This is a genomic window from Arthrobacter sp. LFS091 (assembly GCF_047977885.1).
In the GTDB taxonomy this organism is placed as follows: domain Bacteria; phylum Actinomycetota; class Actinomycetes; order Actinomycetales; family Micrococcaceae; genus Arthrobacter.
In genome coordinates, this window is sequence record NZ_JBFPFP010000006.1 from 241,038 (window position 1) to 262,884 (window position 21,847).

Here is a 21,847-nt window from a genome sequence, read left to right on the forward strand (position 1 = left end):
CGTGATCACTGACTCCAAGCTGTCCGTCCTGCTGGTGGAAGACGATCCTGCCTTGGGACCCCTGATCGCCGAGCTCCTTGAGCCCGACTACCAGGTACGCATCGCCGTCGACGGCCGTGAGGGTTTGCGGCAGGCACTGATGGGAGGCTGGGATGCGATGGTGATCGACCGGGGGCTTCCGGGCCTGGATGGCATCTCGTTGATCGCCGCGCTCCGTTCCAAGGGGATCGCCACCCCAATCCTCGTCCTCACCGCCCTGGGCGCTGTGGACGAGAAGGTCCGGGGACTCGATGCCGGCGCGAATGACTACATGACCAAGCCCTTCGACGCCATGGAATTGGGAGCGCGGCTGAGGGCCTTGACCCGCACCTACCACCAGGCGCCCCGGACCACTGTTATCGGCGACTGGGAACTGGACCCCACCACCAGGTCCATGCGCTCCATTCACGGCTTCCTTGCCTCCTTGACCGCGACCGAATCGGAGTTGCTGTCGGTTCTTGCTGCCGAGCCGGACCGGGTGTTCACCAGGGAGGAGCTGATTGTCGCCACTGACAGCCAAGGTGACCTGCCAGGTGTCATTGACACCCACGTCCATCACCTCCGGCGAAAAGTCGCCAGGTCGGTCATCCGTACCGTCCACGGGGTGGGTTACCAGATAGGCGAAGCGCATGACTGATCAGTCCATGGCCGCGTCCCAGGACCAGGCCATCCTTCGCAAGGCTTCCCTGAAGATCGCGGTCCGAATCAGCGCAGTCTGCGCCCTGCTGGTCCTCTGCCTCCTGGCCGCGGCCACCGCCTACCTGCTGAACCGGGCCGGCAACACGGAACCCGCCGAACCCGGGGCCGTTTACGCCTATCTCGACACCAAAGACCTGATCAAAGCCATGGTCATCGCCGGGGCAGCAGGCATCCTGCTGGCCGGCGGCGTTGGCTGGCTCAGTGCACGCAGCGCCATCCGGCCCCTCGGCGAAGCACTGACCCTGCAACGACGCTTCATCCAGGACGCCAGCCACGAGATGCGGACACCCTTGGCAATCCTTGATGCCAGAATCCAGGTGGCACAACGCAGCACTGCTCCGGAATCACCTGCCGGCCAGCAACTCTCGCGGATCCGGGACGACACAGCTGCCCTGACCGGAATCGTCAACGAACTCCTCGAATCCGCCACGGGCTCCCGCCAGGAACCGGCCGCAGCGCCAACGAACATCTCCGACGTCGCCCAGGACGTGGTGGACAGCCTCCAGCAGTTGGCAGCGGACCGGGGCATCACCCTGCACTGTTCAAGCGCCGGCCACCCCCGGGCAATGATCACGCCACAGCGACTTCACCGTGCCATCCTCGGTCTGGCCGAGAACGCCCTTGGCCATACGCCGGCGGGCGGCCACATCACGGTTGCCAGTGACGAGACCGCTCACCAGGCGGTCATCACCGTCACCGATACGGGCCACGGAATTACTGGGATAGATCGCGACCGGATCTTCGACCGTTTCGCCCGGACAACCGCCCCACGCGCGGGCCAACAGCAGCGTAGCTTCGGGATCGGGCTGTCGCTTGTCCGCGATATTGCCGTGGCAGCGGGCGGCACCGCAGACGTCGCATACACAGGCCCGGAAGGCACCTGCATGCGGATTACGCTGCCCTTGGCAACCGGCTGACGATGCCGGGCGCCCACCCAAAGAAGAAGAAAACAGAAGCGTGGGGGGGGGGGGGGGGGGGCGGGCGCCGCACACGGGGGGTCTGGGGGGGGGGGGGCTGCGCCTTTGCCACGCTCCTGTTGGATGTGGTCGAGCTACATCTGGCCGATGTCAATGCCCGTAACGGGCTCGCCTGCGCGGTCGTAAGCGAGCAGGATGGCGCCATTGGGAAATGCCTGTGGTGGCTGGGCCAACCGGAAGGCGGCGGGCACGCCTGCGCCGTCCGGGAACAATCGCTTACCCGTTCCGAACGTCAGTGGGTACAGGTAGAGATTGAGCCTGTCCAGGAGGTCCGCTTCAAGGAGCGAGCGTGCCAGGACGCCGCTGCCTATGATGTGGATGTCGTTGAACCGTTCCTTCACCGCCGCCACGTCCTCTGCCTCGGCCAAGACCGTGGTCCCCTCCCATTTGGCATTTGCCAGGGTGCTCGAGACCACGAACTTGGGCAGGCCATTGAGCTTGTCGGCTATGTGACCGCTTTGCTGTGGCCAATACTGGGCGAAGATGTCGTAGGTTTTTCGACCCAGGAGGAGCGCGTCCATGCGGTCGATGCCCGCTGTAATCGCGGCGCCGGCCTCTTCGTCTGAATACGCAGCCTGCCAACCGCCGTATTCGAAGCCGTCCGAGGTGTCCTCGTCCGGTCCGCCCGGTGCCTGGTAGACGCCGTCGAGGGTGAGGAAAAGGTCAACAGAAAGTGTGCCCATAGTGTGCTCCTTCGATGGAAGTCCGAGCCTGCCCTTGGATGCGGGCCATCCTAGTCCGGCTGGGCGGCAAGCGGGAGGGCGTCCGGAATCAGGATCCGCCGACCGGCCACCAACCCTCGCGCACACGGAGCAAGGGGACTATTGTGGCGCGCATGGCCCAGGCAACCTCGCCAGCACGTGCGTGGATCGGGACGATCGTCTTCGCCGCGGTGGTCGCCTTCGTGAAGGGCTACGAGGAACCAACCCTCACCAGGACTTACGGTGAGCAGTACTTGGATTACCGGCAAAATGTCCCGGGATGGTGGCCCCGGCTCACCCCGTGGCGGCCAACGGTGGTGTGATTGGCATGGAGAAGGATCTTCAAAGGGCAGCCGTCCGGCAGAAGGTGTCATCGACGCAGGGGCTGGGCGCGGCAGACGTTGCCGAGAGGGTCGCCGCCGGACAAACCAACGCCTTCGTCCAGGACACCAGCCGCAGCGTGTGGAGCATCGTCCGCGCCAACGTTCTCACACTGTTCAACGGCATCATCCTTGCCTGCTTCATCGTCCTCTTCGCGATCGGTCGCTGGCAGGATGCCCTGTTCGGATTCAGTGCCATCGCGAACGCAGTTATCGGCAGCGTCCAGGAATACCGGGCAAAGCGGGCGTTGGACCGTTTGGCACTGCTGAACGCACCACATGCACGGGTAATGCGCGAAGGTTCGGAAGCGGAAATCCCACTGGATGATGTGGTCCTGGACGACACCCTTGTCCTCAGGGCCGGGGACCAGGTGCCAGCAGATGCGGTGGTCACGGGATCACGCGGTCTGCAGGTGGACGAATCCATGCTCACGGGTGAGTCCGATGCCGTGGAGAAGACCTCCGAAGACAGGGTCCTGTCCGGCTCCGTGGTGGTGGCCGGAGACGGGACAGCCGTGGTGGACAAGGTAGGTGCTGATTCCTTCGCGAACTCGCTCGCCGCGGAAGCCAAGAGGTTTTCGCTGGTGGCCTCGGAATTGCGCTCCTCCATCGATCGGGTCCTCAAGTGGGTGACATGGTTCGTGGGCCCCGTGGCTTTGTTGGTCCTGAACGCACAGATGATTGCTCAAGGCGGGTGGGGCCATGCCTCCTCCAGTGGCGCCTGGCGTGACGCGGCCACCGCCACCATCGCGTCCGTCGTCGCGATGGTCCCTTTGGGGCTGGTGCTCATGACAAGCATTACGTTCGCCGTGGGGGCCGTGAAACTGGCCCGCCAGCAGGTTCTCGTCCAGGAGTTGCCCGCCGTCGAAGGCCTGGCGCGCGTGGACATCATCTGCCTCGACAAGACGGGTACCCTCACCCAAGGCGACATCGTTTTCGACGCGGCCCACCCACTGACAGTCCGGGCAGGGTGGGAAGCCATTCTGGCTTGGTATGGGGTGCAAAACGACGCCAATGCCACGGCGTGCAGCCTCGCCGGGCAGTTCACCATTCCACCCGCCGAACTGCCAACAGACCGGGTTCCGTTCTCCTCGGCCCGCAAGTGGAGCGCCGTGGTGTTCGACCAGGAAATGTGGATCCTGGGCGGACCTGAAATGGTTTTCCCGGCTCGCAACTCCACCGACCCCGCCCAGCAGCAGCTCGCGATCAAGGCCGAGGAATTGGCCGCAACAGGCCGCCGGACGCTGGTCCTGGCCCACGGAACTCCAACACAGGACGAGACCGTTCCCGCTGACGCTGTTCCCGTGGTGCTCCTGACCTTCAAGGAGAACATTCGCCCCGACGCTGCCGAAACGCTCGCCTACTTCGCCGCGCAGGACGTGGATGTGCGGATCATTTCAGGCGACAACCCGCAGACAGTGGCCGCGATTGCGCGGGAGGTAGGCCTGGATGCGCCCCACGGTTTTGATGCCCGTGAGCTGCCGGACGATGACCAGGAATTTCTGGACGCCATCAACAACAACGTGGTGTTTGGCCGTGTGACGCCCGACCAGAAAAAGCGGATCGTCCTGGCTCTGAAGTCGGCCAGGCATACGGTGGCGATGACCGGTGACGGGGTCAATGATGCCCTGGCCATCAAGGAGGCCGACATCGGCGTGGCCATGAACTCCGGTGCTGCCGCTACCAAAGCCGTGGCGCGGCTGGTCCTGCTGGATGGTAAATTCTCTCACCTGCCAAGCGTGGTGGCTGAAGGCCGCCAGGTGATCGCCAACATCGAGCGGGTCTCCATGCTGTTCCTTACCAAAACCGCATATGCCACTTTCCTGGCCATCGCGTTCGGCATCCTCCTGCTCCCGTTCCCTTTCCTCCCCCGGCAGCTCTCGGTCACCGACGGACTCACCATCGGCATCCCTGCCTTCTTCCTGGCATTGTTGCCCAACGCCCAGCGCTACATTCCGGGTTTCCTCCGGCGGTCGCTGACCTTCGCCGTCCCAGCCGGAGTGGCCGTGACGCTGGGGCTTGCGTCCTATGCGCGCCTGGCCGCGAACATGGCCATCCCCGAGGTGGAGATCAGGACGGGGTCCACACTCATCCTGGCCATCATCGGCATCTGGATCCTGGTGGTGCTTTCACGGCCAGTGACCCGGTTCAAGGGACTGGTGATCGGCGCCATGATGGTGGGCCTGGTCCTGGTGTATTCCGTGCCCGTCGCGCGGGACTTCCTGCAGTTCACTGACCCTACGCTCCAAACTGCGCTACTCATCCTGGGAACGTCCGCGGCCTGCATCGGGCTGATCGAGATTGTCCGTTTTGTGCACCGCCGGGTGGCGTACCGGGATGCCCAGGAAGCCCTGCATCACCCCTCGAAGTAGCGGCGACCCCGCGCCGTCCACAACGGCACCAGCACCATCACCGTTGCGATGGATTGGGAAATGACCGCGGACCAGTCTCCATCAGCGCCGATGATGAGGTCCAGCACAGCGAAGGCCAACCCGAGCAGCATGACAGCTGTAGCACCGCGACGCGCCGCCGTGCTTCCCCTTACCACACCGGACGCCAGGCCGATGACCAACAACCCAAAGAGGACCATCCCCGCACCGAGCAGGGTGATGGGAAAGGCGATGCCACCTGACTGGGCCTCGGGCGTATACCGCAGGAAGATCGTGAGGATTCCAAGAAGGATCTGGGCGATGCCGCCGACGTACATCAGGACCACCGAAAACGTCACGGCACCAGGGCGCTTGGGTCGCTCCCCGGTCATCATGGACTGAGCATAGACGAGCGCTCCTAAGGACTGGCAGGGGTCCAGTGCGGGTTGCCACGTTTTGTCACACAATTAACCGGATATTCACCGACTTACGGGTGCTTGACCACGTCACCACACCAGGCGCCCCGGTCAGCACGAAAAAATCCTTCACGATCACCGACGGCGTTCCTGGCCTGGCCTGACCCCGGCGCGGGAGTCTTTCGTGCAAAAACTCGATCACAGCGGACGGCGGGAGTAGCCTTGTTCCAGTTGATTTAGTGGATTCCGTCCGGCTGGGGTTCTGCCGTGGGCCTTGTTCGTTCTTCACTGTCCGACCTTCTGCTGGTACTCGCGGAGGCCGCCGCTCCACAGCGGCTAAGGTTCGACGACGGGTCCCCGGTCGCCGTTGTTCCCCCGCCGGACGCTCCGGTCACCGTCCGCGCTTCGTCGCTCACCCGGGTGGGCCGGTCCAGGCACAACGGGCCCGTCTTGGACCTGGAATTGCGTGTGTCGGTCCAATGCCATGGGCCGCAGCAGCTGGACCTCATGGAACGGCTCCTGCTGGCAGTTGAACTGCATGGGGATTACGCCGTGGTTTCCAAGGGCGACATGACGCGAGCCGAGCAGTCCGACGTTTCCTCCCAAGGCCTGGGGTTCTTGGTGTGCGTGCCGGTTTCCCTGGGCTTCGACGAACCATCGGAGGCACCCGAACGGCTCACCTCCGCCCCCAGTTCCAGCACGGGACGCCGGATCCAGGGACGCCTGGTGGATGTCCACAACAAGGGAATCCCTGATGCGTACATCCACGCCCACTCGTCCGCGTCAGCCGCCAGGAGCGACGCCACCGGGCACTTCGAAGTCCCCGCGTCCATGGACGAGCTGCAACACTTTGCCGTAGCGGTGGACGGAACCGAAAGGGAAGTCTCAGCGATCGCCGGCGACCTTCCGGTAGTGATCCGCTGGGTGTGAACCCGCTGTTTTTGGAACAGTTTGCCCGCCCTGCCCTGCGGCATGAAAAGATCAACCATGCGTCCGATGCAGCACTCCAGCAAACTCCAGAACGTCCGCTACGAACTCCGCGGTCCCCTCCTCCAAGCCGCCAAGGCCATGGAAGCGGAAGGCCACAGGATCCTCAAGATGAACCTTGGGGACACCGCACCGTTCGGCCTGGAAGCGCCTGAGTCCGTTGTGGTGGACATGATCCACCACCTCCGCGGAGCACAGGGTTACAGCGACTCCAAAGGGATCTTCTCCGCCCGCACCGCCATCTCGCAGTACTACCAAACCCGCGGACTGATGAACATCGGCGTCGAAGACCTCTTCATTGGCAACGGCGTCAGCGAACTGATTTCCATGACCCTCCAGGCGTTCATGGAGAACGGCGACGAGATCCTTATTCCTGCCCCTGACTACCCCCTCTGGACCGCCGCCGTGACGTTCACCGGTGGCCAAGCTGTTCACTACCTGTGTGATGAGGACGAGAACTGGTGGCCGGACATGGCCGACGTCGAAGCGAAGATCACCCCGCGCACCAAGGGCATCGTGATCATCAACCCGAACAATCCCACCGGGGCCGTCTACCCGCGACACATCCTTGAGCAGTTCGCCGCCCTGGCCCGGAAGTATGACCTGGTGCTGTTCTCGGACGAGATCTACGAAAAGATCCGCTACGTCGACGCACCCCACATCCACACCGCGGCAGTGGCTGAGGACGTGTGTGTCCTGACGTTCAGCGGACTGTCCAAGGCCTACCGCATGCCCGGGTACCGGGCCGGCTGGGTCGCTGTGACGGGGCCACTTGCTGCCACTGCCGCGTACCGTGAGTCTTTGGAACTGCTGGCTTCCTTGCGCCTCTGCGCCAATGTTCCGGCGCAACACGCCATCCAGACCTGCCTGGGCGGGTACCAGAGCATCGAGGCCCTCATTCGTCCTGGCGGGCGGTTGCGCGAGCAACGGGACTTGGCCTGGAAACTGTTGACGGCCATCCCGGGTGTTTCCTGTGTCCCCGCCGCCGGCGCCATGTACCTGTTCCCGCGTTTGGACCCTGAGATTTACCCGATCGAGAGCGACGAGAAGTTCGTCCTCCAACTCCTGCAGGAACAGAAGATCCTGGTCTCGCACGGCACGGCCTTCAACTGGCCAACGCCGGACCACTTCCGCTTCGTGATCCTGCCGGCAGTGGAGGACATCGAAGAAGCTGTGCGCCGCATATCGCACTTCCTCGCGGCTTACCGAAACCGGCCGGCACGGGAAGCCCAGTAACCTAAAGGTTAATTAGAGGGCCGGGTCCACCATGGTCATACCGGCCGGGTTGGCCTGATCGAAGCCGGGCAACAACGCCGCCGCTTCTTCCAGGCCGATGGTGCGTTCGATCAGCAGCTGCGGCTGCAGCGAACCCTGTTCGATGAGCGTCATCATCCCCGGATAGTCCACAGCGGCCATGCCGTGGCTGCCTAACAGGTCCAGTTCCCAACCGATCACCCTTGCCATGGGCACTTGCGGGTTGCCGTCGATGGACGGCAGCAAACCAATCTGGACGTGCCGGCCACGGCGGCGGAGGCTGAGGATCGCGTCGGCGCAGGTCTGTTCACTTCCGACGGCGTCCACCGCCACGTGGCTGCCTCCGCCGGAGAAGACGTTTACGGTGGCAGGGATGTCCGTGCCATCAGCGAGGACCGTGTGTTCTGCGCCCAGCCGGGCGGCCACAGCCAGGGCTGACGCGTTCCGGTCCACAGCAATGACCCTCGCTCCCATGGCTTTTGCGATCATCACGGCGCTGAGGCCGACGCCTCCCGCGCCTACCACGGTCACCCATTCGCCGGCTTTGACCTGCGCACGGGCTGCCAACGCACGGTAGGCCGTGGCGAAGCGGCAGCCGAGGCTGGCCGCCGTCGTGAATTCAATACTGTCCGGGATGGCAACCAGGTTGCTGTCGGCTGCGTGCAGCGCCACGTACTCGGCGAACGATCCCCAGTGGGTGAAACCGGGTTGCTGCTGCTCGGGGCAGACCTGCGCGTCGCCTGCCAGGCACCATTCGCACGTGCCGCACCCGCAGACGAAGGGGACGGTGACGCGGTCGCCCACCTTCCAGTTCTGAACGCCGTGCCCGACAGCGGAAATCACCCCGGCAAGCTCATGCCCCGGGACGTGGGGCATGGCAATATCGTCGTGGCCGGCCCACGCATGCCAGTCGCTGCGGCACATGCCCGTAGCGAGCACTTTCACCACAACGCCCCCTGCGGGTGCCTCCGGTTTGTCGACCTCCCGAACGTAGGGCTGGGTCCGGACCTCATCAAAAATCACTGCTCGCACGGATCGACTCTAACAATCGGGCAGCACTGTCACACTTTTGCTGCTGCTTCCGACATCACTGTTGTAACGCACCAACTCTGAAGGGAAGTCAGCATGACCCGCATCAACATCGGCCGCAGCAACAAACTCGGCTACGCTGCCGTCATTGGCCTGGAAGGCTACGCCCGCACCTCTGTGGATCCCGATCTTTACGAGCTGATCAAGCTCCGCGCCTCGATCCTCAACGGCTGCGGTTTCTGCGTGGATATGCACGCGACCGATGGCCACAAGCGTGGCATCCCGTCACGGAAGTTGCATGCTGTGGCCGCCTGGCAGCACTCGAAAGTCTTTTTCGACGCCCGGGAGCAGGCCGTCCTCGCCCTCACCGACGCCTTGACCCAGTTGGGGCCCGACACTGTGACCGACGAGATCTGGAACGCTGCCGCAACCCATTTCGACGACGGCCAGATGGGCGGTTTGGTCCTGGCGATCTCCACCATCAATGTGTGGAACAGGATTGCCATCAGCACACAGATGGAGCCGCCGGTGGATGAGAAGAATCCGCTGGTCTGAACGGTAACGTGGGCAGCATGACTCTTGCAGTCTCGGCCACTGTGGCGTGGCAAAGCGAACGGAACCGCCTGCTGGGGATTGCCTACCGGATGCTGGGCGACTTCGGCCACGCCGAGGACGTGGTCTCCGAGGTTGGAATCGACGCCGTACGGCAGGAACGGAAGACTGACGGCGGCCGCGTGGACTCCTGGCCGGCGTGGCTGACCACCGTGTGCGTGCGCCGTTCCATCGATCGGGTGCGCCAACTCGCGGCGGTGCGGGAGGACTACACCGGACCGTGGCTGCCTGAGCCCGTGGACACCGCCCAATTGCCGGAGGAGGCAGTGGCCAACCGCGAACTGCTGTCCTTGACCTTGCTGCATCTGGCCGAGCAACTGGCACCGGAGGCGCGGGCGGCGTTGGTCCTGCACCGCGCCTTCGGAATGACCGCGCCGGAGATCGCGGACGTCCTGGGCAAGACGCCGGCCGCCGTTCGCCAGCTGATTTCGAGGGCCGAACGCCGCCTGGATATTGACCCCGACGCCCCCGCACCCCGGGCGAAGGACCGGGGCGCCTTGGAGAAACTCGTCCAAGCCATTGAGCAGGGTGAGATCAACACGGTGGTCTCGATGCTCCACCGCGACGCAGTGCTGTGGGCCGACGGCGGTGGCAAGGTCAAGAGCGCCATGAACCCGCTGTTCGGGGCCTCGAGGATCGCACGCTTCTTTGCGGGCATCCTCGGCAAGGCAGTGGACTTCGATCCTGTGGAGCCGATCCGGGCCTGGGTTGTGGAGATCAACGGCGGAGCGGCTTTGGTGCTCAGGCATAACGGCCGCTCCGACGTCATGGAGCTGGACGCCGCCCCGGATGGAAGCATCCGGGGCCTGCGGCAAGTGTCCAATCCGGACAAACTTACGAGGGTCTCCCGTTCCTAGCCGCGAGTTCGCGGGAAGGCTGCGGGTTCGTCTGGAAACTTCCGTGCGAAGCGGCAGGCTTCCCGCGAACTCGCCAGGCAGCCAGGGCCGCCGCACCCAGGCCGGCCGGGACCAGCAGCGCCCATCCGCTGAACACGAGCACAACGAGCATCACCACCGCCGCCACGATCACCCCGTACCAAGCCGGAGTTCCACGGCGGAGCAGTACCACTCCGGCAGCCAAGCCAAAGGCAGTCACCGCGGTGAAGCACGCCGAGGCCGCGCCGATCTGGAACTCCATGCTCAGCAGACTGGTTGCGGCGAGGACAAAGGAGATCGACGCCAACACGCCCAGCACGCCGAGACTCACCGATGGGACCTCCCCCGGCCCGGCGCCGCGCGCCAAAGCCCGCGGCAGCACGCCGTCGGACGCCAACCTGGCACCGAGCTTGCTGGCACCGGCCACGAAAGTATTCAACGGACCGAACGTGAGCACCGCCGCCGCGACGGCGGTCACCGGTGCTGCCGCGGGACCGAGCCCTTTCGCCAGCAACTCGGCGACCGGGACGCTGCTGCCCGCGAGCGCGGGCCCCAGGACAGCTACGCACGCAGCCACGAGCCCGATGTACACCACGCCGACGACGACGAGCGTCAGCCAGGTTGCCCGCTTCAGGTCACGCTCGGGGTTGCGGAACTCGCCGGCAAGGTGGGTCACGGCTTCCCACCCCGCGAAACAGAAGAACAACAAGCTGGCCGCACCTCCCACCGCCCAGTAGCCGTGCGGAGCGAAGGGCTCAAAATTCTCGGCCCGGGCATACGGCGCGGCCACGGCAACAGCGAAGGCAAGCAAAGCCACCAACAAGACCATAAGCAGCAGCTGCAGTTTGCTGGAGACCCTGATGCCCACCGCGTTGCTCAGAAAACCAGCCGCCAGGATCAGCGCCGCGGCAATCAGTGCCGTCTCCCGTCCGCCTCCCATGGCGTGGGCGATGTACTCCCCGCCAATCACCGCGGTCGCTGGCGCGCCGAAGGGAATCGCGAAGTAGAACAGGTAGCCGGCCACCACTGACGCGCGGGGCCCGAAGGCCCTTGTGACGAACGTTGCTATGCCGCCGGCGTCCGGCTGTTGCCTGGACATTTCGGCGAAACTGAAGGCCACGGGCGTGCAGAACACCAGGAGCAAACCCCACGCCAATATCGACGCCGGTCCAGCCACCTGGGCGGCGATGGCAGGCAGAACCAGCACCCCTGAACCGAGAATGGCACCAACATAGATTCCCGTTGCACGGAAGAGACCCAGACCCGAACCATTGACCGCTTTATTCACCATTCCACTGAACAGTATTCGGAAGGCTCCCAACAAGCAGGGATACTGCCTGCGAACAGCAATATCCTGCCGAATTTGCGGGCACTCCGGTTAGTTGGACTGCGCCCGGACCCGCCTGAGGCGGGCCACCAGCGTCGCGGCGAGCAACGCCGTCGTGATTTCCAGTCCGATCACCAGCAGGAGTTGAGTTGCCCCGGTTGTGTCAACAACGTTCGACGCCGGCCTGCCGCCATGGGCGTGTCCGGAACCGCCCGCTCCGAGCAGCAGCACAGCGTGCAGGGCGACCATGGCAAGGGCTGAGCCGGTGACTTGGTGGAGTGCACCGACGCGGCTGTGGCGCCAGATGTGGACTGTGCAGGGGAAGCACACGGCTGCCAGGGCGATCATGAGGACACCCAGCCAGGCGTCGTGGTGCCCTGATGCTGCGAGTCCAAGATGCACCGCGCAGGAGAGTGCCGTCAGGACGGCGCAGGCACGGGCGTGGAGGACGGGCCGGACCCGCCCTCCACTGATGGCCGAGGCCACGTTAGTGGCAGTGCCCGGCGGGCTCGCCGTGCTCTTCGCCTGACGCACCGGCCTCGCTGTGGCAGCTTGAACCCGAGGCGTTGGCTGGAACGTCCAACACTGGGCTGCGGTCGAAGAACCCTTCCGGGCGCAGCTTGAAGCCAACCGTGTCCACCGGCATGATCGGCCAGTCTTCGACGCGGGGGAAGTGCGTGAGGCCGAACGTGTGCCAGAGGACGATGTCCTGGCCATCGATGTCGCGGTCTTGGGCAATGTAAGCCGGCAGGCCGGCGCCGCCGGAGTGCTGGTTGACGAAGTCGCCTGTGGGGTAGCGCTCCTCGTCCGAGTAGCGGGTGACCCACACGTCCTTGGTGGCGAAGGCCGCACGCTTGGCGATGGAGGAACCGGGATCGGCCAGCAACGTGGGCTGGTTCTCGGCATGGAGCTTGTAGCCGACCGGCTCACCCAGACGATTCTTGGACTCCGGGTTGGAGATGATCCAGGTCCGGCTTGCCCGTGCGTCGGCTTCCCGGACGCCGTCGGATTCTTTGGTGAGGATGGTGCGCTTGCGGGAGAACGCATTGCCGCGCTCATTGCCCTCGCCCATGGCCTGGCGGACCACGTCTTCTTCCTCCACACGGTTGGTGAAACCGTCAATCGCAATGTCCAGGCGCGCGCTGAACAGGTGCTGGTGGAAGGGTGCCCCGAGTCCTGGCGCGAGTTGGGAAATGTTGTCCGAACCGCCTTCCGGGAACGCACTGGTGAACACAACGCCGGTGGCTTTGGCCTCGAATTCGATGGTGCCGTCCAGGTAGAGGTACCAGTAGAAGCCGTAGTCGTAGTTGCCGATTGTGGTGAAGAAGGAGATCACCAGGCGGCGGTTGCGGCGGGTGTAGTTGATGCCGGTCCAGAGGTCGGAGTGCTTGGAGAGGATTCCCCAGTCTTCCTCGTGCATGCAGATGCCGTTGCGGATTTCGCGGGGGTTCCCGAAGGCGTCGCTGATGACCGGGCTCAGGTAGGTGATATCGCCCAGGCAATCGCAGCCGAGTTCCAGGGAGTTGGCGTACTGGCCCACCAGGTATTCGCCAGTATCGAAGTAGTTCTGCCATGACCGGATTGGGGAGGGGTCGCCGTAGGGCACCACCATTTCGGCGATCGAGGCACGGTTGATGATGGGCCGCTTCTTGCCGCCGTCCTGGAAGGCCAGGTTGTGGAGGACAACTCCTTCGCGCACGTCGAAACCGACGTCCACGCTCCACTTTTCCCACTCCACATGGTTGCCGCCGGTGACCGTGAAGCTGGGGCCCTCCGGCTGGGTGATGCTGATGGGCTTCTGGGTTTCCCGGAGCGGGCCGGTCAGTTCCGGGTCCGTGTAGTTCCCGTGCTCGGCCGGAATGGGCATGACGCCCAGGTCGATCACCTGTGTGACTTCCTTATTGACCACGTCCACGTAGGCAACCAGGCCATCCACCGGGTGGGCCCAGGCGCTGTCCTCGGGAAAGTCCTGCACGAAAGCCAGTCCGCGGAGGATGCGGCGGCCCTTCTCGTCGTCGTACTCGAAGACGCCGGCGGACAGCGGCGCCACCCGGACTTTGGCGACGTCAAGGTCGCGGGCTGCGAGTGCTGCCAGCCAACGCTCATCCGTTGCCAGGAGCGCCTCGACTACCTCGAACTCTTCTTCCAGGACCGGCAGTTCACCGGAGACTTTAGTGTCAAGCTCGACGGCGGACAGGACCTCGCCGCGGGTCACGGAGACCAGGATGTCGGTGGGTGCGCCACCGGAGATGTCGTGGATGAAGATGCGGAAGCGACGGTCTTCGTCTGCCTGTCCGCGGGAGGGGTCCACCAGCCCCAGGTAGGCAATCCGCTTCTCGGGGCCGAGCTGTCCGGCGGCCTGCAGGATTCCTTGGACCTGGGAGATTTCGGCGTCTGTGGCCAGGCGGTACTGCGTTTCCTCGATGGCGGCTGTCTCAGTTGCTGTGGGCGTCATGGCTGCCTCTTGTCCGGGACCGTGTAGGGTCAGGATTTATTTTCTATAGTTGTAGAGAATAACCAAAACGTAAGATGGGTCACAAGACCTGTCCGCCATATTTTTCCGGGAGCCCCAACAGTGCCAAAGATTGTGGACCACGATCAACGACGCCTTGAGCTGGTGGACGCAACCTGGCGCATCATCGCGAGGCTGGGCATGGAGGGCGCCACCATGCGCGAAATCGCCGAGGAAGCCGGCTTCGCCAACGGCGCCCTCAAGCCCTACTTCCCTACCAAGGACATGCTGCTGACCTCGGCGTTCGGGCACGTTTTCAACCGCACCAACCAGCGCATCGCCTCGATGACTGAAGGGCTGGCCGGAGTAGCGGCGCTGCGGGCGTTCTGCGCGGAGGTATTGCCGCTGGATGAAGAACGCGTCAACGAAGCCCGCATCGTGATCCCGTTCTGGCAGAAAGCGCTGAACGACGCCGACATGGCCGCCCTCCACAGCGCATCCATGAACCAGTGGCACACCACCATCACGGCGCATGCCGCAGCAGCCCGCGCGGCCGGTGAGATCAGCACCCCCATCGGGGACGCCGCCGTCGCCGACCACCTGCTCAACATGATGCTCGGCGCGCAGATCGTGGCGGCATTGTCCCCCGACGAACACTTTTCGCAGGACCTTGCCGGGCAGTTGGACAACTACCTGGCGCTGCTGGCTGGATAAAACCGGAGTGTTCGCGACCCGGCATTCCCAGTGGAGGACCACAGGAAAACCTTGAGATCAGATATTGCATATTACTAGCGCAACCGATACCATTGTGTAATGGTACTCAGCATTCCCGACTTGGCGAAGCGCCTCCACGTCAACGAAAGCCGAGCGCGCCACCTCGTTCAATCCGGACGTATCCGAGGTCAACGGGTGGGCGGGCGCTGGATTGTTGAGGAAGTCGATGCTTCCCAATACCTGCCTGGCCGGCCTGCGGGACGCCCCCTGTCCGAACGCAGCGCCTGGCAACTCATGGCATGCTTCTGGGACGACAGCCAGAGCCGCCCCCTCCCGGAGTACCTGGCACCCTCACCCGTAGAACAGCACCGGTTGAAGGAACGCATCAGCCGACTGAGCGAATCCCCCGCTTCGCTGGAACTCCTGGCGGCATGGTTGGCTAATCGGGCCGAAAAGCTCCAGTTCTCTTCCAGCCCGGCCGACCTTGCCGAGCTTCGCGAGGACAAACGGATCCACCTTTCCGGAGTCTCGCACCCGCAGTCTGGGCTGCTGGCCAATTCGGAGCTGGAGGCCTACGTGCAACGCGACGAACTTGAGGACATCGTCAAAGACTGGTTCTTGGTTGAGCCGTCCCCCGGCAAGAGACCCAATGTGGTGCTGCGAGCCGCCGAACGAATCCCGGATGAGCTCCCACCACTTGCGGTCGCGGTGGACTTGGCCGAACGGCGGGGTGCACGAGAACAGGAAGCCGCACGCGAAATCCTCAGGACAATCCATGCCCATTGAACTGCCGGCAATGCCCCACGAACAACAGGAGGCCTGGCAGGCGGTCTTTGAAATACATAGAGCAATGCCCCAAGGATGGGTCCTGGTAGGCGGCCAAGCCGTTTTCCTGCACGCCGTCGAGCGTGGTGCTCCGGCCGTGCGGGCTACTAAGGACGCGGACATGGCACTCGACATCCGGGCATTCCCAACGATGCTTCACGACTTCACGGAACTGCTGGTGCATCTCGGCTTCGAATCCCAAGGCGAATCCCTCGAGGGGTACCAACATCGATGGAAACGCGGAGATGCTCTGGTGGATGTCCTGATTCCTCGACACCTGGGGGAACGGGCGGAGAAGAGACGCGGAGTTACTGGTGGAACCACCATTGCTGCGCCGGCCAGCCAGCAAGCGCTTGACCGCTCCGAGACCGTCGAGGTTCTGGCAGGATTTGTGTCCGGCAGCGTCATCCGGCCAACCATCCTGGGCAGCCTGATAGGCAAAGCGGGAGCGCTGACCATCGTCAACGACCCCCTCTGGCGACGGCACGTAGATGATTTCCTGACCTTGGCCTCTGTTGTGCGCGCCTCGGACCTTCGCGGTATTACCTACAAGCCTGCTGAACAAAACCATCTGGCGAACATGCTGGGCCGTCTGGCCAATGAACCAGAGCTCATGGATCAGGTGCCGGAATGTGCCGAGGGCGTGGAACGTCTTCGTCTCTCACTGAATTAGCTCTAGCTGCTGGCCCCTGACGCCACCACACCAACGCCCAGGCCGGCGATCACGCCGCTGCTGACACGCTCGACGGCGGTGCTCACCTTGGGGCGCTTCAGCCACCGCATGGCCTTGAAAGCGACCATCGCGATCATCGAGAGGTACGCGAAGGCGATGACGGCCACCACCACACCCAAAATCAGGGAAGTGCCCATGGTGTCGCCCCCGTGGGGAATGAACTGCGGGACCACGGCTAAGTAGAAGAGCCCAACCTTGGGGTTGAGCATCGTTGACAGCGCTCCGGCACCCAGAGCGGAAAGCCGGCTGTAAGGGAGGGGCGCATTCTTCGTTGCCCCGCCCATGGTCGCGGCCTTCGCGGCTTTCCGGGACTTGATGAATGAGGAGACGCCCAGGTACAGCAAGTAAAGGCCGCCTGCGATCTTGAGCCAACGGAACAGTTCGGCCGATTGCTCCAGGAGTGCCGCCAGCCCGACGCCCACCAGGGCTGCCCAGACAATCGCACCGGCCGCCGAACCCGCGGCAGCAGCGATCCCCGCGCTGGGGCGGTTCAACGCAATACGCAACACGAGGAACGTGTCAGGGCCGGGCGTCACGGACAAGACGAGGCAGAGGCCAGCGAAGGCGGCGAGGGAAGCAAGCGTCACAAGCTCGATTATCAGGCACAGGCGCCCCCACGGAAAGCGTTCACTTCCCGTCAAGGGCTGTTCGTGCATAGACAAGGCCCATACCCGTGACGCCCACCACACTGGAAACATCGCCGCGTGCCTCACTGGCCGCCAAGACTTACTACCCGAGCGGAGTACCAATGGAGACTTACGACGCCCTGCTGGCATCGATCACACCAGCCCCCGGCCAGAACAGCCGCACCATCTTCGACCCGGCCACGGGCCAGGCCGTTGGCGAAGCGCCTGTTCACACCGTCGAAGACCTTCAAACCGCCATCGACGCTGCAGCAGCAGCGCAACCCGCATGGGCTGCCTTGGGTCACGACGCCAGGTCCGCTGCGCTCCTGAAAGCAGCCGACGCCGTCGAACGGTCCGCCGAAGAGCTCGCCCAACTGCTCTCCCGCGAGCAAGGCAAGCCGTTGAACGGCCCGAACGCGCGTTTCGAAGTCGGCGCCTGCGCGGCGTGGCTGCGCGCCACCGCCGCTACGCCGCTCGACCCGGAAACCGTGGTGGATGACGGCGAAACCCACGCCGAACTGCACTACCGGCCCATCGGCGTCGTGGGTGCCATTGGACCGTGGAACTGGCCCATGATGATCACCGTCTGGCAGATCGCCCCGGCACTGCGCATGGGCAACGCCGTCGTGGTCAAACCCTCTGAGTACACACCGTTGTCCGTGCTGGCGCTGGCTGCCATCATCAACGAAGAGCTTCCTGAGGGGCTGCTCAGCGTGGTGTCCGGCGGCCGTGATGTCGGCGAAGCGTTGGCCTCGCATGACGCGATCGGCAAGGTCATGTTCACCGGTTCCACCGCCACGGGCAAGGCGATAATCCGTTCCTCGGCCGACACCGTCAAGCGCCTCACCTTGGAACTCGGCGGCAACGACGCCGGCATCGTCCTCCCTGACTCCGACCCGAAGGCAATCGCCGAGGGCCTTTTCTGGGGCGCGTTCATCAACACCGGCCAGACCTGCGCCGCGCTGAAGCGACTCTACGTCCACGAATCCCAGTACGAGGCCGTCTGCTCCGAGCTCGCCGCCGTCGCTGCCGCCATGCCCATGGGTAACGGCTTGGATGAGAACAACGTCCTGGGTCCGCTGCAGAACCGGCAGCAGTACGACATCGTGGCCCGGCTGGTTGAAGCCGCCCGCGACTCGGGCGCCCGCATCCTGGTGGGCGGCAACCCTGACGCTGACCAGCCCGGCAATTTCTACCCGACGACGTTGGTGGCGGACATCGACAACGACAACCCGCTGGTCGCGGAGGAACAGTTCGGGCCCGCCCTGCCGATCATCAAGTACAGCACCGTTGACGAGGCAGTCGCCAAGGCGAACGCGCTCGACGTCGGACTCGGCGCCTCGGTCTGGTCGTCCGACCTGGGTGCGGCCCGCGAAGTCGCCGCCCGTATCCAAGCCGGAACCGTGTGGATCAACAAGCACGGCGCCGTGGACCCCCGCGTCCCGTTTGGCGGCGCCAAGCAGTCCGGTTATGGCTTGGAGTTCGGCGCCGAAGGCCTGAAGGCCCTGGGCGTACCGCAGGTCATCAACGGCTGACATCTCCTTCCCAAACCAGGTAGCAGCTAACGCCCTTTGGACTTTCCCATAAGGGCGTTAGCTGCTGCCCAGTTGGGTTTTCGGGCGCCCTCCCGGGGTTTCGGAACGGTAGGAGAAGCCTTGTTCCGGGCCGAGCCCGAAATAGTGCCTGAAGTTGTAGATCAACGGTTCCCATTGCGTCGGATCGATGTGCTGGGTATTCGGCAGGACCAAGGATTCGCGCACGTGGATCTTCTCCACCTGGCATTCGACGACCGCAAATTCTCCTGCGCCTGATGGAGAGATCACTGTCGCACGGGCTTCAAGTTGAATGCCGCACTCCTGTACCCGCGGCGGACGAACACCAACCGAGCCTTGGCTGTTGAGTCGGGCGGCCGCGAACTTGTTGGCTTCGAAGGTAGTGCGGACAGGTTTAGTCGGTGGCACCGGATTCGCTCCTGTCAGCGAAGCAAGCCGCTCGACAGCCGGCCAAAGGTGGGGCTCGGGGTAGTTCAAGGTCAGCTCCGGGCGTGAGCGGAGGTTGCTGATGGTGTGCCCGTCCTCCCCTAACCCCAGGACAATGGTGCGAGCAAGCGCCCACGCGGAGGAGATAGGTGCGAGGTTAAAGGATCTATCGGAATTCTCAGTGCAAACCAAGACCACGGGTGTGCCGAAGTAAAGGATCTTGGGGTCCAATTCAATATGCGGTGACATGGTTTAGAAGCGTAGGGCGCCAACGGTTCGGCACGGACCGAACTATGCAGGGCCAATAATGGACGCATGGCTACCGACGTTCTTCCGGCTGGAGAGGGGTTTGCTTCCCTCGCTGCACTCTTTGCTGACAGGACTCGTGCGACGTTCTGCCTGGCGCTGTTGGACCGGCGCGCATGGACCGCCTCTGAACTGGCAAACTACGCCCAGGTGCCGAAGTCTTCAGCCACCGAGCACCTCAACAAGCTCATCGGAGCAGGGATACTCACGGAGATACGCCAAGGCAGGCACCGTTACGTGCGGCTTGAAGATGCCCGGATCGCGGAGCTGATCGAGACCATGGCCAGCCACGTCGAGCCGGTTCCCAGCAATCGCCGCTCGTACACCTCCATCACTCGTGACCAAGCCCTAAGGCGGGCCCGCACCTGCTATGACCACCTTGCAGGTGACCTGGGGGTCAGTTTGATGAACGCCCTCGTCGCCAAGAACATCATCAATCTCGACTCCGGGGTACAGCTGACCCCCAAAGGTGAGCAGGATCTGGCGCGGGCCGGAATCTCAATCGAGAGACAAGGAACAAGACCGCTGATACGAACTTGCTTGGACTGGACCGGGCGCCAGTACCATGCGGCTGGGCTGGTGGGCGGGGCGATCTGCAGGCATGCCCTTGCCAGCGGATGGGTGCTTCCCACGCCTCAAAGCCGGGCCCTGAAGATCACTGACCTCGGCGTGATGGAAATGAAAAGGCACTTCGGGCTCGAACCAGCGCGGGGAGAACGGCGACTGCAAGGATGACCGCACCGCACCCGATCACGGCAACACCGGCCCATAATCGGGTCACAGGGCGGACGCGTTTGGGCCGCCGGGAGTTCCGCGTGTAACCATGAGCACCATGTCCCAGAAGATTGCGTACCAAGGCGAGCCCGGAGCCAACTCGGACCTCGCGTGCAAGGAAATGTTCCCCGAACTCGAAAGCGTTCCGTGTGCCAGCTTTGAGGACGCGTTTGAGCTCGTCGCCACCGGCGCGGTTGACCTTGCCATGATCCCGATCGAGAACTCCATCGCCGGCCGCGTAGCCGACATCCACGTTCTCCTTCCCCAGTCGAAGCTGCAGATCGTAGGCGAATACTTCCTGCCCATCCGCTTTGACCTCATGGGAATTCCGGGCTGCACCATTGAAGGCGCCACGGAGGTGCACAGTCACATCCACGCACTGGGACAATGCCGCCAAATCATCCGCGAAGCAGGCCTCAAGCCTGTGATCGCCGGCGACACGGCAGGTTCGGCGCGTGAAGTCAGGGACTGGAACGATCCCCGCAAACTGTCGTTGGCGCCGCCGCTTGCCGCCCAACTGTACGGCCTGGAGGTCCTGGCGTCCGGCGTCGAGGACGACCCCAACAACACCACCCGTTTCGTTGTCCTGGCACGGGAACGCGAGCTTCCCACCAAGGAAGAACTGCCGGGTCCGGCGATCACCAGCTTCGTCTTCCGCGTCCGCAACGTCCCGTCGGCCCTGTATAAGGCACTCGGCGGCTTCGCGACCAACGGCCTGAACATGACCCGTCTGGAAAGTTACATGGTGGGCGATGAGTTTGCCGCCACAATGTTCCTTTCCGACGTTGAAGGCCACCCCGAGGACGCACGCCTCCGGCGCGCGCTTGAGGAACTCGAATTCTTCACCACCGAAGTCCGGGTCCTGGGCGTCTACGCAGCCGACGGATACCGCGAACGGAACACGGTCAAGGCCTGAAAGGTAAGCCATCTTTCATTCAGAACACATTCTGAATACAATTGAGGGCATGAGCACCGCCACCACCTCAAGGACAACTTTCCAGTCTTCTGAGCTCAGCAGGTCTTCCGCAGAGGTCTTCGCGGCCGCGGCGGATCACCCTGTCCGGGTCACCCGCCGAGATGGGGAGGCACTCGTATTGATGTCAGAAAGCGCAGATCAAGCTAGAGTTTCCCTCCTGGAGCTTGCAGCCCAACTCGTGGCTGTCTCAACCAGCACCGAGGGGACGCTGGCCGGCCGCATGAGCGACCGCTTCCCATGGATGCTGGCTCTAAGCAAAGCCGACCAGGAAACCTGTGCGAGCGGAATTTTAGCAGCTGCCCGGGCGTCGTTCGCTACGAACCAACCTCACCTGGCCATTGCCGAGCTGACTGCTTGGCGTGAGTCGGCAACGGCAATGGCAGCCGGTCTGGGCCGGGAACCCATTGAGTGGCTTGAAGAGCCCGAACCCGTAGAGCGTCCCTAGGGCATGGCGAAGGATTCAAAGGTTGAGCGCCCTATAAAAAAGACTGAATACGAACTTCGGTTCGCCTCTGTTCAAGCGAGACGCGGGTGGATAGATCTGCGAGCAACCACTCGTAATGCGCTTGCTGACTCTTGGGACTTTCTCACGCGGACACCTCAACTCAGCACTCCCACCAATTACCCACTGCGTGGCGAGTTGGGGCTTGTTACCCACAACGGCTCTACGTATGAGCGCTGGCAGCACAAGCCAACGCTCAAGGGCAACGCCAGAATCTGGTTCTTCGTCGAGGAACAAGTGGTCTATCTGGAACAAGTGCACACTCACCACCCGAACGAAACCAAGTAGTCGCTTA

At 63.6% G+C, this 21,847-nt stretch carries 24 protein-coding genes; 16 read left to right on the forward strand and 8 right to left on the reverse strand.

The features are described 5' to 3' along the window. Position 1: 1 nt before the first annotated feature. Together ACNQOP_RS13200 and ACNQOP_RS13205 are read left to right on the forward strand one after the other, a co-directional pair. The gene (locus ACNQOP_RS13200) at positions 2-676 is read left to right on the forward strand and encodes a response regulator transcription factor (protein ID WP_416404737.1); all 675 of its coding nucleotides are present in this window, start codon (positions 2-4) and stop codon (positions 674-676) included. Next, on the forward strand, positions 669-1,655 hold the full coding sequence (locus ACNQOP_RS13205) for a sensor histidine kinase (RefSeq protein WP_416404738.1): 987 nt from the start codon (positions 669-671) through the stop codon (positions 1,653-1,655). The genes ACNQOP_RS13200 and ACNQOP_RS13205 overlap by 8 nt, the downstream gene beginning before the upstream one ends. 134 nt (positions 1,656-1,789) lie before the next feature. On the opposite strand, the gene ACNQOP_RS13210 is transcribed toward ACNQOP_RS13205, so the two are convergent. Further along, positions 1,790-2,398: a dihydrofolate reductase family protein gene (locus ACNQOP_RS13210; protein ID WP_416404739.1), complete on the reverse strand. Its 609-nt coding sequence runs from the start codon at positions 2,396-2,398 to the stop codon at positions 1,790-1,792. A gap of 152 nt (positions 2,399-2,550) precedes the next feature. On the opposite strand from ACNQOP_RS13210, the gene ACNQOP_RS13215 reads away from it, so the two are divergent. After that, positions 2,551-2,739, forward strand: a complete 189-nt coding sequence (locus ACNQOP_RS13215; RefSeq protein ID WP_416404740.1) for a methyltransferase family protein — start codon at positions 2,551-2,553, stop codon at positions 2,737-2,739. A gap of 5 nt (positions 2,740-2,744) precedes the next feature. Continuing rightward, a complete protein-coding gene (locus ACNQOP_RS13220) occupies positions 2,745-5,168 on the forward strand; it encodes an HAD-IC family P-type ATPase (protein WP_416404741.1) in 2,424 nt (807 codons plus the stop codon). Here ACNQOP_RS13220 and ACNQOP_RS13225 read toward each other — a convergent pair. After that, positions 5,153-5,560, reverse strand: a complete 408-nt coding sequence (locus ACNQOP_RS13225; RefSeq protein WP_416404742.1) for a hypothetical protein — start codon at positions 5,558-5,560, stop codon at positions 5,153-5,155. The genes ACNQOP_RS13220 and ACNQOP_RS13225 overlap by 16 nt on opposite strands. 288 nt (positions 5,561-5,848) lie before the next feature. Between ACNQOP_RS13225 and ACNQOP_RS13230 the strand changes: the two genes are divergently transcribed. Together ACNQOP_RS13230 and ACNQOP_RS13235 are read left to right on the forward strand one after the other, a co-directional pair. Then, positions 5,849-6,511: a hypothetical protein gene (locus ACNQOP_RS13230; RefSeq protein ID WP_416404743.1), complete on the forward strand. Its 663-nt coding sequence runs from the start codon at positions 5,849-5,851 to the stop codon at positions 6,509-6,511. 57 nt (positions 6,512-6,568) lie between these two features. Further along, positions 6,569-7,804 (forward strand): pyridoxal phosphate-dependent aminotransferase, encoded by a 1,236-nt coding sequence (locus ACNQOP_RS13235; protein WP_416404744.1) that lies wholly within the window; start codon positions 6,569-6,571, stop codon positions 7,802-7,804. Between the two features lie 12 nt (positions 7,805-7,816). On the opposite strand, the gene ACNQOP_RS13240 is transcribed toward ACNQOP_RS13235, so the two are convergent. Then, on the reverse strand, positions 7,817-8,854 hold the full coding sequence (locus tag ACNQOP_RS13240; RefSeq protein WP_416404745.1) for a zinc-dependent alcohol dehydrogenase family protein: 1,038 nt from the start codon (positions 8,852-8,854) through the stop codon (positions 7,817-7,819). A gap of 93 nt (positions 8,855-8,947) precedes the next feature. On the opposite strand from ACNQOP_RS13240, the gene ACNQOP_RS13245 reads away from it, so the two are divergent. Both ACNQOP_RS13245 and ACNQOP_RS13250 read left to right on the forward strand, forming a co-directional pair. Continuing rightward, positions 8,948-9,406: a carboxymuconolactone decarboxylase family protein gene (locus ACNQOP_RS13245; protein ID WP_284987537.1), complete on the forward strand. Its 459-nt coding sequence runs from the start codon at positions 8,948-8,950 to the stop codon at positions 9,404-9,406. 17 nt (positions 9,407-9,423) lie between these two features. Beyond that, positions 9,424-10,320 carry a sigma-70 family RNA polymerase sigma factor gene (locus ACNQOP_RS13250; RefSeq protein WP_257369432.1) on the forward strand — a complete coding sequence of 299 codons (897 nt, stop codon included), beginning with the start codon at positions 9,424-9,426 and terminating at the stop codon, positions 10,318-10,320. Here ACNQOP_RS13250 and ACNQOP_RS13255 read toward each other — a convergent pair. The 3 genes from ACNQOP_RS13255 to ACNQOP_RS13265 all read right to left on the reverse strand — a co-directional run bounded on the left by ACNQOP_RS13255 (position 10,298) and on the right by ACNQOP_RS13265 (position 14,120). Then, positions 10,298-11,629, reverse strand: coding sequence for an APC family permease (locus ACNQOP_RS13255; protein WP_416404746.1), 1,332 nt, complete (start codon positions 11,627-11,629; stop codon positions 10,298-10,300). The two genes, ACNQOP_RS13250 and ACNQOP_RS13255, sit on opposite strands and share 23 nt — an antisense overlap. An 87-nt stretch (positions 11,630-11,716) precedes the next feature. Further along, complete coding sequence (locus ACNQOP_RS13260; protein WP_416404747.1) at positions 11,717-12,151, reverse strand: hypothetical protein; 435 nt, start codon at positions 12,149-12,151, stop codon at positions 11,717-11,719. Position 12,152: 1 nt separating this feature from the next. After that, positions 12,153-14,120, reverse strand: a complete 1,968-nt coding sequence (locus ACNQOP_RS13265) for a primary-amine oxidase (RefSeq protein WP_416404748.1) — start codon at positions 14,118-14,120, stop codon at positions 12,153-12,155. Between the two features lie 120 nt (positions 14,121-14,240). On the opposite strand from ACNQOP_RS13265, the gene ACNQOP_RS13270 reads away from it, so the two are divergent. The 3 genes from ACNQOP_RS13270 to ACNQOP_RS13280 all read left to right on the forward strand — a co-directional run bounded on the left by ACNQOP_RS13270 (position 14,241) and on the right by ACNQOP_RS13280 (position 16,329). After that, positions 14,241-14,831 carry a TetR/AcrR family transcriptional regulator gene (locus tag ACNQOP_RS13270; RefSeq protein WP_235517801.1) on the forward strand — a complete coding sequence of 197 codons (591 nt, stop codon included), beginning with the start codon at positions 14,241-14,243 and terminating at the stop codon, positions 14,829-14,831. A gap of 99 nt (positions 14,832-14,930) precedes the next feature. After that, on the forward strand, positions 14,931-15,617 hold the full coding sequence (locus ACNQOP_RS13275; protein ID WP_416404749.1) for a helix-turn-helix domain-containing protein: 687 nt from the start codon (positions 14,931-14,933) through the stop codon (positions 15,615-15,617). Further along, complete coding sequence (locus tag ACNQOP_RS13280) at positions 15,607-16,329, forward strand: hypothetical protein (protein ID WP_416404750.1); 723 nt, start codon at positions 15,607-15,609, stop codon at positions 16,327-16,329. Before ACNQOP_RS13275 ends, ACNQOP_RS13280 begins: the two co-directional genes overlap by 11 nt. 2 nt (positions 16,330-16,331) lie before the next feature. Here the strand turns inward: ACNQOP_RS13280 and ACNQOP_RS13285 are convergent, their stop codons facing one another. After that, positions 16,332-16,976 (reverse strand): LysE family translocator, encoded by a 645-nt coding sequence (locus tag ACNQOP_RS13285; protein ID WP_416404751.1) that lies wholly within the window; start codon positions 16,974-16,976, stop codon positions 16,332-16,334. Between the two features lie 161 nt (positions 16,977-17,137). Here ACNQOP_RS13285 and ACNQOP_RS13290 point away from each other — a divergent pair, with 161 nt between their 5' ends. Then, positions 17,138-18,550 carry an aldehyde dehydrogenase family protein gene (locus ACNQOP_RS13290; RefSeq protein ID WP_416404828.1) on the forward strand — a complete coding sequence of 471 codons (1,413 nt, stop codon included), beginning with the start codon at positions 17,138-17,140 and terminating at the stop codon, positions 18,548-18,550. Positions 18,551-18,607: 57 nt separating this feature from the next. Here the strand turns inward: ACNQOP_RS13290 and ACNQOP_RS13295 are convergent, their stop codons facing one another. After that, positions 18,608-19,243, reverse strand: a complete 636-nt coding sequence (locus tag ACNQOP_RS13295; RefSeq protein WP_416404752.1) for a flavin reductase family protein — start codon at positions 19,241-19,243, stop codon at positions 18,608-18,610. Between the two features lie 66 nt (positions 19,244-19,309). Between ACNQOP_RS13295 and ACNQOP_RS13300 the strand changes: the two genes are divergently transcribed. The 4 genes from ACNQOP_RS13300 (at position 19,310) to ACNQOP_RS13315 (ending at position 21,840) form a co-directional block, all read left to right on the forward strand. Next, positions 19,310-20,035 (forward strand): ArsR/SmtB family transcription factor, encoded by a 726-nt coding sequence (locus ACNQOP_RS13300; RefSeq protein ID WP_235517804.1) that lies wholly within the window; start codon positions 19,310-19,312, stop codon positions 20,033-20,035. 97 nt (positions 20,036-20,132) lie between these two features. Beyond that, the gene (locus ACNQOP_RS13305) at positions 20,133-20,990 is read left to right on the forward strand and encodes a prephenate dehydratase (RefSeq protein ID WP_416404753.1); all 858 of its coding nucleotides are present in this window, start codon (positions 20,133-20,135) and stop codon (positions 20,988-20,990) included. 49 nt (positions 20,991-21,039) lie between these two features. Beyond that, positions 21,040-21,495 carry a prevent-host-death protein gene (locus ACNQOP_RS13310; protein WP_235517806.1) on the forward strand — a complete coding sequence of 152 codons (456 nt, stop codon included), beginning with the start codon at positions 21,040-21,042 and terminating at the stop codon, positions 21,493-21,495. A gap of 3 nt (positions 21,496-21,498) precedes the next feature. Beyond that, entirely contained in the window at positions 21,499-21,840 is a 342-nt protein-coding gene (locus ACNQOP_RS13315) for a hypothetical protein (protein WP_416404754.1), read from the forward strand. Positions 21,841-21,847: the final 7 nt, after the last annotated feature.

What these genes read in the sequence shown, in the direction of transcription:
- ACNQOP_RS13210 (WP_416404739.1), bottom strand. Translation starts at nt 2,398, where the DNA reads ATGGGCACACTTTCTGTTGACCTTTTCCTCACCCTCGACGGCGTCTAC.
- ACNQOP_RS13255 (WP_416404746.1), bottom strand. Translation starts at nt 11,629, where the DNA reads ATGGTGAATAAAGCGGTCAATGGTTCGGGTCTGGGTCTCTTCCGTGCA.
- ACNQOP_RS13305 (WP_416404753.1), top strand. Translation starts at nt 20,133, where the DNA reads ATGTCCCAGAAGATTGCGTACCAAGGCGAGCCCGGAGCCAACTCGGAC.
- ACNQOP_RS13315 (WP_416404754.1), top strand. Translation starts at nt 21,499, where the DNA reads ATGGCGAAGGATTCAAAGGTTGAGCGCCCTATAAAAAAGACTGAATAC.
- ACNQOP_RS13295 (WP_416404752.1), bottom strand. Translation starts at nt 19,243, where the DNA reads ATGTCACCGCATATTGAATTGGACCCCAAGATCCTTTACTTCGGCACA.
- ACNQOP_RS13250 (WP_257369432.1), top strand. Translation starts at nt 9,424, where the DNA reads ATGACTCTTGCAGTCTCGGCCACTGTGGCGTGGCAAAGCGAACGGAAC.
- ACNQOP_RS13275 (WP_416404749.1), top strand. Translation starts at nt 14,931, where the DNA reads ATGGTACTCAGCATTCCCGACTTGGCGAAGCGCCTCCACGTCAACGAA.
- ACNQOP_RS13290 (WP_416404828.1), top strand. Translation starts at nt 17,138, where the DNA reads ATGGAGACTTACGACGCCCTGCTGGCATCGATCACACCAGCCCCCGGC.
- ACNQOP_RS13220 (WP_416404741.1), top strand. Translation starts at nt 2,745, where the DNA reads ATGGAGAAGGATCTTCAAAGGGCAGCCGTCCGGCAGAAGGTGTCATCG.
- ACNQOP_RS13215 (WP_416404740.1), top strand. Translation starts at nt 2,551, where the DNA reads ATGGCCCAGGCAACCTCGCCAGCACGTGCGTGGATCGGGACGATCGTC.
- ACNQOP_RS13265 (WP_416404748.1), bottom strand. Translation starts at nt 14,120, where the DNA reads ATGACGCCCACAGCAACTGAGACAGCCGCCATCGAGGAAACGCAGTAC.
- ACNQOP_RS13300 (WP_235517804.1), top strand. Translation starts at nt 19,310, where the DNA reads ATGGCTACCGACGTTCTTCCGGCTGGAGAGGGGTTTGCTTCCCTCGCT.
- ACNQOP_RS13245 (WP_284987537.1), top strand. Translation starts at nt 8,948, where the DNA reads ATGACCCGCATCAACATCGGCCGCAGCAACAAACTCGGCTACGCTGCC.
- ACNQOP_RS13225 (WP_416404742.1), bottom strand. Translation starts at nt 5,560, where the DNA reads ATGATGACCGGGGAGCGACCCAAGCGCCCTGGTGCCGTGACGTTTTCG.
- ACNQOP_RS13310 (WP_235517806.1), top strand. Translation starts at nt 21,040, where the DNA reads ATGAGCACCGCCACCACCTCAAGGACAACTTTCCAGTCTTCTGAGCTC.
- ACNQOP_RS13280 (WP_416404750.1), top strand. Translation starts at nt 15,607, where the DNA reads ATGCCCATTGAACTGCCGGCAATGCCCCACGAACAACAGGAGGCCTGG.
- ACNQOP_RS13205 (WP_416404738.1), top strand. Translation starts at nt 669, where the DNA reads ATGACTGATCAGTCCATGGCCGCGTCCCAGGACCAGGCCATCCTTCGC.
- ACNQOP_RS13235 (WP_416404744.1), top strand. Translation starts at nt 6,569, where the DNA reads ATGCGTCCGATGCAGCACTCCAGCAAACTCCAGAACGTCCGCTACGAA.